Origin of the sequence: Bradyrhizobium sp. INPA03-11B, assembly GCF_040446015.1 — a bacterium.
Taxonomy (GTDB): domain Bacteria; phylum Pseudomonadota; class Alphaproteobacteria; order Rhizobiales; family Xanthobacteraceae; genus Bradyrhizobium; species Bradyrhizobium macuxiense_A.
In genome coordinates this window covers 1-10,886 of record NZ_JASGSR010000188.1, presented here as the reverse complement: position 1 = coordinate 10,886, position 10,886 = coordinate 1, and the positions used below count along the sequence as shown (strand labels likewise).

The 10,886-nt window shown below is 64.7% G+C and carries 12 protein-coding genes; 4 read left to right on the top strand and 8 right to left on the bottom strand.

Annotated features, from left to right (window positions below; translation table 11 throughout):
- Nucleotides 1-60 precede the first annotated feature (60 nt).
- The 3 genes from QMZ05_RS38670 to QMZ05_RS38660 all read right to left on the bottom strand — a co-directional run bounded on the left by QMZ05_RS38670 (nucleotide 61) and on the right by QMZ05_RS38660 (nucleotide 2,281).
- Complete coding sequence (locus tag QMZ05_RS38670; RefSeq protein WP_353705537.1) at nucleotides 61-459, bottom strand: gamma-glutamylcyclotransferase family protein; 399 nt, start codon at nucleotides 457-459, stop codon at nucleotides 61-63.
- A gap of 107 nt (nucleotides 460-566) precedes the next feature.
- A complete protein-coding gene (locus tag QMZ05_RS38665) occupies nucleotides 567-1,376 on the bottom strand; it encodes a transglutaminase family protein (RefSeq protein WP_353705536.1) in 810 nt (269 codons plus the stop codon).
- Nucleotides 1,377-1,378: 2 nt separating this feature from the next.
- A complete protein-coding gene (locus QMZ05_RS38660) occupies nucleotides 1,379-2,281 on the bottom strand; it encodes a transglutaminase family protein (RefSeq protein WP_353705535.1) in 903 nt (300 codons plus the stop codon).
- A gap of 103 nt (nucleotides 2,282-2,384) precedes the next feature.
- Between QMZ05_RS38660 and QMZ05_RS38655 the strand changes: the two genes are divergently transcribed.
- Nucleotides 2,385-3,182, top strand: a complete 798-nt coding sequence (locus QMZ05_RS38655; protein WP_353705534.1) for an N-formylglutamate amidohydrolase — start codon at nucleotides 2,385-2,387, stop codon at nucleotides 3,180-3,182.
- A gap of 188 nt (nucleotides 3,183-3,370) precedes the next feature.
- Here QMZ05_RS38655 and QMZ05_RS38650 read toward each other — a convergent pair whose 3' ends face one another.
- From QMZ05_RS38650 to QMZ05_RS38630, 5 genes are all read right to left on the bottom strand, one after another.
- Entirely contained in the window at nucleotides 3,371-3,553 is a 183-nt protein-coding gene (locus tag QMZ05_RS38650; protein ID WP_146986937.1) for a hypothetical protein, read from the bottom strand.
- Between the two features lie 7 nt (nucleotides 3,554-3,560).
- On the bottom strand, nucleotides 3,561-4,724 hold the full coding sequence (locus QMZ05_RS38645) for a PepSY-associated TM helix domain-containing protein (protein WP_353705533.1): 1,164 nt from the start codon (nucleotides 4,722-4,724) through the stop codon (nucleotides 3,561-3,563).
- A 240-nt stretch (nucleotides 4,725-4,964) separates the two neighbouring features.
- Nucleotides 4,965-6,170, bottom strand: a complete 1,206-nt coding sequence (locus QMZ05_RS38640; protein ID WP_353705532.1) for an NAD(P)/FAD-dependent oxidoreductase — start codon at nucleotides 6,168-6,170, stop codon at nucleotides 4,965-4,967.
- A 106-nt stretch (nucleotides 6,171-6,276) separates the two neighbouring features.
- On the bottom strand, nucleotides 6,277-6,612 hold the full coding sequence (locus QMZ05_RS38635) for a hypothetical protein (protein ID WP_353705531.1): 336 nt from the start codon (nucleotides 6,610-6,612) through the stop codon (nucleotides 6,277-6,279).
- A gap of 97 nt (nucleotides 6,613-6,709) precedes the next feature.
- Nucleotides 6,710-7,657 carry an AraC family transcriptional regulator gene (locus QMZ05_RS38630; RefSeq protein ID WP_353705530.1) on the bottom strand — a complete coding sequence of 316 codons (948 nt, stop codon included), beginning with the start codon at nucleotides 7,655-7,657 and terminating at the stop codon, nucleotides 6,710-6,712.
- A 286-nt stretch (nucleotides 7,658-7,943) separates the two neighbouring features.
- On the opposite strand from QMZ05_RS38630, the gene QMZ05_RS38625 reads away from it, so the two are divergent.
- The 3 genes from QMZ05_RS38625 to QMZ05_RS38615 form a co-directional block, all read left to right on the top strand.
- The gene (locus QMZ05_RS38625) at nucleotides 7,944-8,528 is read left to right on the top strand and encodes an Rrf2 family transcriptional regulator (RefSeq protein ID WP_353705529.1); all 585 of its coding nucleotides are present in this window, start codon (nucleotides 7,944-7,946) and stop codon (nucleotides 8,526-8,528) included.
- Complete coding sequence (locus tag QMZ05_RS38620; RefSeq protein WP_353705528.1) at nucleotides 8,525-10,222, top strand: PAS domain-containing protein; 1,698 nt, start codon at nucleotides 8,525-8,527, stop codon at nucleotides 10,220-10,222. The genes QMZ05_RS38625 and QMZ05_RS38620 overlap by 4 nt, the downstream gene beginning before the upstream one ends.
- A 56-nt stretch (nucleotides 10,223-10,278) precedes the next feature.
- Nucleotides 10,279-10,886 (top strand): response regulator transcription factor (locus QMZ05_RS38615; protein WP_353705538.1); only part of this gene is annotated, 608 nt, incomplete at its 3' end.

Below are 10,886 nucleotides of genomic sequence, written 5' to 3'. Positions count from 1 at the left end.
GCCCTCCCCCGCAAGCGGGAGAGGGAACGCAGTTCCGATGCCGCCCGATCTCCACACTCGCTAGTGTTCGAGGAATTTTCCTGACGCGATCCGCGGCAGCTCGGTGACCGGCCAGTTGTAGAGATAGGTCCATGCCTCGCTCACGCTGCCGTTGGCGAGCGTGACGTTGAGCATCTCACGCACATATTCGGTCGGCTGTGGGAAGCCCTCGCCACAGGCCTCATACATGTCGAATTCGCGCAGCATGGCCTCGCGCTCGCGCAGGCGGAACAGCTCACCATGCACGATGTCGGCGGGATCGCTCGATACGACGAGGCCCGGATAATGCTTCACGAGGTAGAGCCGGCCGCGGCACTGCGCTGATCCTAAGAATTCGGCATTGCCCGCGAGCAGCTTCGCCATCGGGTGGTCGAAACCGCGCATCAGCGTGCCGTAGACGAAGAGGAGATCGGAGGTCATGGCTGCTCGGTCATTCCGGGGCGCGTCGCAGACGCGAACCCGGAATCTCGAGATTCCGGGTTCGATGCTACGCATCGCCCCGGAATGACAGAAAAACCCAACGGACGCTAGGCCGCCACCTCATCCGTCACCACGACGAACTTCGTCAGCGTCATCCGGCCAAAACTCGTGGTGAGCGCGACGTCGGCGGCGTCGCGGCCGGTCGCCATCAGGATGCGACCGATCCGCGGCGTGTTGTGGCGGGCATCGAAGGTGTACCACTGGCCGGACAGATAGACCTCGAACCAGCCGGAAAAGTCCATCGGCGCAGGATCCGGCGGCACGCCGATGTCGCCGAGATAGCCGGTGCAGTAGCGCGCCGGAATGCCCATGCAGCGGCAGAAGGTGAGCGCCAGATGCGCGAAGTCGCGGCAGACGCCGGTGCGGCTCTCATAGACGTCGTGCGCCGACTTCATGTGATGGGCGTGCTGGTAGCCGAACGTCACGTGGTGGTGCACGAAGTCAGTGATCGCCTGCACCCGCGCCCAGCCCGGCTGTGTGCCGGCGAACAGCGACCAGGCGATGTCGGTCAGCTTGTCGGTCTCGCAATAGCGGCTCGGCATCAGATAGAGCAGCAAGTCGTCGGGCAATTGCTCGACCGGCAGCTGCTGCGCCGCCGGATTGACGATGTCGGGCAATCCGGAATCGCGCACCAGCGCGCTGCCACGGAAGGTGACGCCACCGCGAGGGGCAACAAGGCGCCCGCAGACATTGCCAAAGCCGTCGCGATAGAGACCGACCGGCACATCCGGCTCGGTCGCAATGCGCTCGGTGCCGACGATGTCGGCGTAACGCGACGGATGGATCGACAACATGATCACCATCGGGGTCGGCTGCGGCGCCGTGTAGGTGATCTCGAAGCCGACCCTGATCTGCATCGTCAGGCCGTCTCCCGCTCCGCCATGCTCTCGCCGACCGAGACGACCTTGATGTCGACGTCCATCGCGAGATAAGCATCCGCGGCGCCGAGATAGACGCCATGCAGCGGGATCGCCTGCCGTGGATCGCGCGCCACCGCGACGCGGATCAGATCGCGCGTGCCGACGATGCCGTTGGTCGGATCGAACTCGATCCAGCCCGCGCTCGGCAGATAGACCTGCACCCAGGCGTGGGTCGAGCCGCCGCCGACATAGCCATGCGCGCTGCCGGGAGGCATCGCCAGATAGCCGGAGACGAAGCGCGCGGCGATGCCGAGCCTGCGCAGCGCCTCGATCATGAACAGCGCATAGTCGCGGCAGGTGCCGGACTTCGTGCGCAGCGTATCGAGCGGATGCTGGGTGCCCTGCTCGTAACGCTTGCGGTAGCTGAACGCTTCGCGGATGCCATGCGTCATGTCGCTGAGGATCTTGAAAGTCAGCGTCGGCGCCTCGACATCGAGGAAGCGCCGCGCCCAGGCCGACAGCTCGCCGTTCGGGTCGCCATACTGCGGCGTGATGAACTGCTGCAGATCGGGGAATTCCTCGTCGTCGTAGAGGAACGGATAGAAGTAGGCCGGGTCGTCCGGCGTCAGCGCAAACCTGTCGGCGGGATTGTGCTCCACTGTCGCTGTCGAGACAAAGGACAGCGTGTCGGCGCGCTCGTCGAAGGCTGCGATCGCGACGCTGTTGCCGAACACGTCATGGATCCAGCGCAGCGACATCGGCTGCGGATCGATCACAAGCGCACTGTCGAGCACGCGCAGATCATGGCCGTCGCGGGGACGCAGCATGATGCGGTGCTCGCCGAACGCCACCGGGCGTGCGTATCGATAAACGGTCTTGTGATGGATAGTCAGCAGCGGCATCTTCAAACAATCATCGTGATTTCGGACCGCTTAATCTATAGAGAAAGCTGCTCGATTCCAGACCAGATGCCGCTCGAATAGGCAAAGTTGAGGAAAAAGGCCCTTGAATTACGGCGGCAGTCCATCCTTCCTGCTTGCAAGCACCGATGTTTCGCCGGTTCTTGAACACAATCCTGCCGGCCGCTCGCCGTTCCTGTTCACCTGCGATCACTACGGCAGGCTGATTCCCTCGCCGCTCGGCGATCTCGGCCTGCCCGAAAGCGAGCTGGTGCGGCACATCGCCTGGGACATCGGCATCGCAGGCGTCGCAACGAAACTCTCCGACCTGCTCGGCGCGCATTTGATCGCGCAACGCTACTCGCGGCTCGTGATCGACTGCAACCGTCCACCACATGTCGCAAGCTCGGTGCCGCTGATCAGCGAAGCCATCACCGTTCCCGGCAATGAGGGCCTGTCGCGCGAGGCCGCCGAGCTGCGCCGGACGCAGATCTTCGATCCCTATCACAGGCGCATCGACGACATCATCGACGAACGTGCGCGTCAGGGCATGCCGACAGTGCTGGTGTCGCTGCACAGCTTCACGCCTATCTACGCCGGCATCGCGCGTCCCTGGCACATCGGCACGCTGTATCACCACGACAAGGCGCTGCCGCCGCTGCTGCTCAAGCATCTGCGCGCCGAGGGCGATCTCGTGGTCGGCGACAACGAGCCCTATGCGGTCAGCGACGAGACCGACTACACCATCCCGGTGCATGGCGAGCAGCGCGGCCTGATGAATTCGGGCATCGAGATCCGCCAGGACTTGATCGCTGACCAAGCCGGCGAAACCGCGTGGGCCGAGCGGCTGGCGCGCATCCTCGGCGAGATCGAGACGACGCTGCGTGCGGAAGCGCGGATCTAGCGCAAGGTAGGTTTACTTCGATGAGCAACGGCCTCCGCCTCACCTCGCCCCGCGTGCGGGGAGAGGTCGGAACGCATCGTCAGATGCGTTCCGGGTGAGGGGGAGTCTCCGCAAACACGGCTATCACCGCATGCGCGGAGATAGCCCCTCACCCCAACCCTCTCCCCGTAAGAACGGGAGAGGGAGCATCAATTCGGCCGGCGCCGCCAGATGAACAGCAAATAGAGCAGCACGGGCAGGCCGAGTGCCGCCCATGAGACGGCATCCCACCAGCCGTCGCCGACCAGCGCGCTGATCAATCCCACCGTGCTCACGATCGCGATGACGAGCGGCGCGGCGAAGATCTGGGTCAATGAGCGATGTGCGACCATGCTGATGTCACGACGTGAGCGCGGGGTTGTCGATCGCGGCGGCGTTGGCGATGGCGCGCTCCTGGCTCACGCCCGCTCTGCGGCGGCGCATCCACAGATACACGCCGGTCACCAGGATGAAGATGGTCAAGATGTCGAGCAGCGCCCAGACGATCTTGAGCGGCATGCCGCCGTAATCGCCGAAATGCAGCGGCTGCGAGATGTACAGCGTCGACACATACCAGGGCATGTCGCGGCTGTCGGTCAGCGTGCCGGTTTCCGCATCGATCAGCGCGGGCTTCAACAGCCGCGAGGTCAGCGGCGTATCGCCGTGCAGGAACACCGCGTAGTGGCTCTTGCTGCTGAACAGCGTTCCCGGGAAGGCGACGAAGCTCGGCGTCATGCCGAGCACCGTGTGCCGCGCCACCTCAACCGCGCCGTTCAGCGAGGTCAGCTTCGACGGCACCGGGCGGTCCTTGTATTGAGCAGTCATTTCGGCGAGCTGGCCGAACTGCCACATCTTGAGCACGAGATCGGCCCAGGTGTTGATGACGCCGGTGAAGCCCACCACCAGCGTCCAGGCGACCAGCAGGATGCCGGCGAGATTGTGCACGTCGAGCCAGCGCACGACACGGGTCCGCTGCGCACGGTAGGCGCCGAAGCGCAGCTTCCGCATCGACGGCGCATAGACCACGATGCCGGAAATGATCGCGACGCAGAACAGGATCCCCATCAAGCCGAGGAACAGCTTGCCGGGCAGGCCTGCGAACATGTCGGTGTGCAGCTTCAGCATGATGTAGGTGAAGCGGCCGGTCACATCGGGGGAATCCAGATAGGCGGCGGTATGGGTATCCATCCGGATCAGCAGGTTGTTGACCGGATTGGCATCGATCGTCGGGCCAACGCTGACCCATATCGCCCCGGGCTCGTCGCGATCCCAGATCAGGAAGTGCGGTACCTTGCCCGGCGCCTGCGCCAGCGCGCTGGCGAGCAGATGGTCGAGGTCGGCCGGCGGCGTGCCGGCCGGCGCCTCGGCCGGCTTGACCGAATTGTGCAAGAGATCATCGATCTCGTCGTGGAAGATCAGTGGCAGGCCGGTGATGCACAACAGCAGCATGAACAATGTGCAGATCAGGCTGGTCCATTTGTGGACGGCACCCCATCGCCGCAGGGATTTGGTCGTCGCGGTCAACGTCGCTACCTAATTCCGGAGTCTCCATTCTTGCCTAACACGATGTCGGATGCGCGCAGCAGCGCGTCGATTAGAACTCATCCAGTATCGGGCTTATCGTTGATCGTGTTGCGATCGCGCAACGATGGCCGCCAGAAACTGCGACGATACGTCCCGTCTTTCGGCGCTGTCGTTAGGATGGTTCTAAATGGAATGGGTCGGCCGCGCCCTGTGCAAGGCGCGGCCGACGACGAACAAGCCTCAGAGATCGATGACGCGCTCCGGATCGGCGGCTGCGAGCGCTGCCGCCCGCTCGGCGCGCGGCGGATAGATCCAGACGGTGTTGATCTCCCGCTTGGTCTTCTTGGCGACGTCGCCGACCAGCTCGACCTTGCGTTCCCAGCCGCGGGTGAACAGCGCGCCGGCCTCGCCGAGGTCGAGGCAGGTGACGTAGACCTTCTGATGATACGGCCTGGTCGGGACGCCGAGCAGCTCGGCTGCGGCATTGTTGCCGGCGAAGGCGCCCATCCGCGTCGCGTGCTGGCACGACATCAGCGCATAGTTGCCGACGTCGTCGCATGCGGCCCGCGCCGCATCGCCGGTGGCGAACACACCTGCGACCGACGGCACGCGCAGATCGCGATCGACCAGCAGCCGGCCCAAATTGTCGCGCTCGGCCGGGATCTGTTGGGTCAGCGGCGCGGCGCGAAGGCCGGCCGACCACACCACGGTCGCGGCCTCGATATGCTCGCCATTGGAGAGCGTGACGCCGGACTTGCTGATCTCGGCGACGCCGGTGCCGAACCGGCCCTCGACGCCGAGCTTGCGCATCGCGTCCTCGATGACCGGGCGTGCATCCGCACTCATGTCATGCGCGATCGCAGCGGCGCGATCGACGATGACGACGCGGGGCTTCGCGTCCTTGCCGAGGATGTCCCGCAGGCGCGCCGGCATCTCGGTCGCCGCCTCGATGCCGGTGAAGCCGCCGCCGGCAACGACGACGGTGTCGCGCGCCACTGATGCCGGCTGCCTGGCGAGGCCGTGCAGATGCTGGTCGAGCGCGATCGCGTCCTCGAGACTGGCGACGCTGAAGCCGTGCTCGGCGAGGCCGGGCACGTTCGGACGAAACAGCCGGCTGCCGGTCGCCACCACCAGCCGGTCGTAGGGCAGCGTCTTGCGCGCATCCCTGGCGGTGACGATCTGCACGGTGCGCGCCGCGGTGTCGATCGCCTCGGCGCTGCCTTGCACATAGACGACGTCGATCGCGTTGAAGATGTCGAGCAGCGGCGCGGTCAGCGTTTCCGGCTTCGGCTCGTAGAGCCGCGGGCGAACCACGAGGGTCGGCTGCGGCGCGACCAGCGCGATCTCGAATTCCTCGGGCGATACGCCCTGGATGTCGCGCAGGCGGGCTGCAGAAAGTGCGGCATACATGCCGGCAAAGCCGGCGCCGATGATGACCAGTCTCATATAATATCTCCTTGGGGTTGGCAGTCTCTGATGTCCGCGCGTCGCCGCCGCAGATGGATCTAGCGGCGATCACGGCGCGAATGGGTGAAGCAAATGCGGCGACCGCCTATCGGCGCTCGGCGCAGCCCGACACGAACGGCGTCCGCACGGCCGTCTCGCAAGCTGGACGGCACACGCCAGAGGCGAGCGAGCCGCCGCGGCGGAAGGCGATCGGTTGGACCGCGGCCGCGAGCCAGTCCCCGTCGACGATCGGGGCACTGTCGTTGATCATGACCGAGGTGATGGGATTGGCACCCTGAAACGCCTGTGCCGAAGCATCCGCGTCTGCACTTGTTGTCGACGTAAAGCGAACGGTCAGCGTCAGCCCGTACATGAGCGCAGTCGCCACAATCCGCCGTCGGCGCGTGATTGCAAGAGAACTGCCGAAATCCTTCCAAACCATCGCTTGTCTCCGTTGTTGGCATGGGCGCCACGGTGATCTAGCGAATGGGGGTTGTGAGCGCCCCAGAGCGATTGCCTGACCTGAAGAGCGATTGCGGCTACCGCAGCCGCCGCCGCCAATCGCTCGGGGTTTCGCCGGTCAGCTTGCGGAACGCGGCGGCAAATGCGGTCTGCGAGCCGTAGCCGAGCGCGGCGGCGACCGAGACGACGGATGCATCGGTGTCGCGCAGCATGTTCATGGCCTGCTCGAGCCGGTGCTGGCGCAACCAGGCATGCGGCGAGAGCCCGGTGCTTTCCTTGAAGGCGCGGCAGAAGTGAAAGCGCGATAGGCCGACATCTGTTGCCAATGCCGCGAGCGAGACGTCGGCCTCGCTGTCCGAGCGCAACCGCTCGATGGCACGACGCAGCGCCTGCGGCGCCAGCCCGCCACCAACCGGCCGGACCGGTGCCGGCGCGCCGGTGTGCGCCGCCAGCAGCCGCGTGGCCAGAAGATCCGTCAGTTGCTGCCTGAACAGTGCATCGAGCGCCTCGTTGCCCTGCAGCACATCCGCCGCACTCAACAGCAATCGGGACGTAATAGGGTCCGGATGCGCCGTCCGCTCCAACAGATCAGTCGATGGGGCGTCGGCTTCATCGGCAACGCGCGCGAGCGTCGTCCGGGGAAGATAGAGCTGAACGACGTCGACGGGTTTCGGAATATCCCATCGGGAGCTTGATCCCTCGGGAATGATGATAACGACCCCGGGACGAAACGTGCCGATTGCGACCGACCGTCCCGACCGGCGCTCCATGCGCTGCATCGTACCGTTGTAGGCCATGATCACGTGGTGGCTCATCGGCTCGACGACGTCGTGCAGCGGCTCGTGTTTCCAGTGGGCGATCCCGCCGCCGGCGGCATCCAAAGCCATGCGAAACGGAGTGGTGCCGAGCACGCGCGCCATCTCCACATCGGCGGCTCGATGCTCGGTACTCGGCTGGTTGGCCTGACGCGCCTCGGACGATGGCGACAAACTCTCTGGGGCATCACGCAACAGCGGCTCGGTCATGATATCGGGCTCGTTTTCGGAGCAGGAAACGTTCGATCGAAGCGACTGCCACGTCCGTCAAACGGCCGATATCGTGCGCGAGGATAGGTTGCCTGTACCGAGGGCTAGGTCGACTGGACCGCGCACGCCGAAGGAATGCCGTGCATACGCCGGAATGCTTCGTCGCTTCAGCAACTTAGGGCAGCATCGACACATCGCTGTCATCACGGCGTCGTGGATCCGCATAACTCGGACAAATGCTATCCGCGTATTGCATGGCACAACTCAGACTGCTATAGTCCGTGTTATGGCCCACCTCACCGTGAGCGTCGAATACGGCATCCATTGCCTGCTGTGGCTGGTCGGCTCGGGCGACAAGCCGCTGAGCAGCCGTGACCTTGCCGAATTGCAGGGCATTTCGCCGAGCTTCGTCGCCAAGATATTTCCCAAGCTCGAGAGGGCCGGCATCGTGCAGGCGTCCGAAGGCGCCGGAGGCGGATATGTGCTTGCCAAGGCGCCGGAGCGGATCAGCTTCCTGGACATCGTCGATGCCATCGAGGGCGAAAAGCCGCTGTTCGATTGCCAGGATGTCCGCTTGCGATGTCAGCTGTTCGGCGCAAGACCGCCGACATGGGCCGCGAAGGGAACCTGCGCCGTTCACGCGGTGATGCTGCGCGCCGAGAAAGCCATGCGTGACGCCCTGGCCGAGCAGACCCTCGGCGATGTTGCGCAGCGCTTCGGGCGTGTCGCACCCGCGGCGTTCTTCGGCGAGGTCCAGGACTGGGTCAGCGATCGCGTCAAGGATCGCCCCCGGAGATCCGACCCGACCGACGGTCCCAGCAAACCGTCGCCGCGACGGCGGCGCAAGTCGAAACGGGCGGGTGGGACATGACAGGCGCGGCGCGTTTCGTCGAGAGCTTCGGCTTCGCCCTGTCGGGCTGCGGTATCGGACTGGTGCTGGCTGGGTTGGCACATGGGCTGAACGGCCTCTCTGCTGCCGCTGCGGTGTGCTGCCTTGTGATCGGCATCGGCGGCATATGGTCCGGACGCCGGCGGGCGATGATGCGCGCAGGCAAGGCCGAGCAGGCCCTGCGCATCATCGAGAGCATGCCGGCGCTCGCATGGTCGACCGATGCCAGCGGCAAGTTTCTCTATATGAGCCGCCGCATCAGAACCCTCACGGGGCTCTCCAAGACGGACCTGTCGCCGCTTGGACGCGACATGTTCGGCGTGAGAAACGTCGTTCATCCCGATGACTATGATCGACTCGTGGCGGCATGGCAGCACAGCCTCGCAACCGGCGATCACTATGTTCTGGAGCATCGCATTCCCATGGCGGACGGCGCCTATCGCTGGTTCCGCAATTTCGCATCGGCGGAACGCGATCAAGACGGGCGCATCGCCGCCTGGTACGGCACCACCATCGATGTCGACGACGAGAAGACGGCCGAAGCAGCCCTGCTCGAACGCGAACAACAACTTTCGCGACTGGTCGATTCCGTACCCGGCCTCATCTGGAGCCTGGCTCCGGACGGCGAACCCACTTACTTCAACAAGCGAATGGTGCAATTCACGGGGCTGTCGATTGACCAATTGAGTCATCTCGACGCTGGACGGCTCGCCGCGACGATCAAGATCATCGTGCATCCGCATGATGCCGTCGTCGTCACCGACGCGGTTCGCAGCGCGATCGCAACCGGCGAGCCGTTTTCGTTGAAGCATCGGCTTCGTCGTTCGGACGGCGTGCATCGCTGGGTGGAGGCACGCGCTGCGCCGATGCGCAATGCTGAAGGTATCGTGGTGCAATGGTACGGGATCTGTCTTGATATCGAAGATCAAGTCCAGGCGCAGGATGAGCTGCGGCGAACCCGGGACACCCTGGGACGCGCCAGCCAGGCGGCAAGCCTGGCGGAGCTCTCCGCATCGATCGCCCACGAGGTCAACCAGCCACTCGCCGCCATCGTCGCCAATTCGCACGCATGCCAACGGTGGCTGACCGCGGATGCGCCGAATGTCGAACGCGCGCAAATGATCGTTACGCGCATCATTCGCGACGCCAATGCAGCCGCGGATGTGGTCAGCCGCATTCGCGCGCTGTTCAAACAATCGACGCAAGAGAAGAGACGCACGACGCTCGGCGAAATCATCGCGGAAGCGCGTGACCTGATGATCGACGCCGCAACGCAGAGCCGCGTCAGCTTCACGATGCAGATCGAGGCCGATTTGCCCGCCGTGGCCTGCGACCGGATCCAGATCCAGCAGGTTTTCATCAATCTCATGCGTAACGCGATCGAGGCCATGGAGGGCGTCGAAGCCGCCAAGTCGCTTACCATCCGCGCCCGCAGATCCGGCGGCAGCGTGCGGATCGAGATCAGCGATCGCGGTCCCGGCGTGGAATCGCCGGAGCGGGTATTCGAGCCGTTCGTCACGACGAAGACGGACGGCATGGGAATGGGGCTCGCGATCTGCCGCTCCATTGTCGAGACGCATGGCGGCCGGCTGTGGGCCGAGACCAGCCCATCCGGCGAAACAACATTCACGTTCACGCTGCCGGTGGCAGCCGACGAGGCCGCCGTGGCGGTGTGATGGCTGCCGCGTTGCGCGAGTTCGATGAGGAGGGAAATATGACCCATGAACTTGAGATGCCGCAGAAGCCCGCTTTGGGCCGGACGCGGCCAACGGATGAGACCGAGCAGCCGCTTGTCATCATCGTGGACGACGACCTGGCGGTTCGCGAAGCCGTGCAGGAACTGATGTTGTCGGCTGGTCTGGAGTGCGCCTGCTTTGCCTCGCCGCAGGACCTGTTCGCGGCAAGCGAATGGGAGCGGCCCGGCTGCCTGATCCTCGACGTTCGGATGCCGGGATCGAGCGGTCTCGATCTGCAATCCCACCTCGCAGCAAGCGGCAAGCGCAAGCCGATCGTGTTCCTGACCGGCCACGGCGACATCCCGATGACGGTGCAGGCCATGAAGGCCGGCGCCATCGACTTTCTGACCAAGCCGGTGCGCGATCAGACCCTGCTGGATGCGGTGACGGCCGGGATCAGGAAGGATCTCGCGCAACGCGCCGATGAGAGGATCGTCGAACGCAATGTCGGACGGCTGCAATCGCTTTCTCCGCGCGAACGCCGGGTCCTGTACGAGGTGGCGCGCGGCCGCGTCAACAAGCAGATCGCCTTCGACCTCGGCATCAGCGAAGTGACCGTCAAGCTGCATCGCGCCAATGTGATGCGCAAGATGCAGGCGAGCTC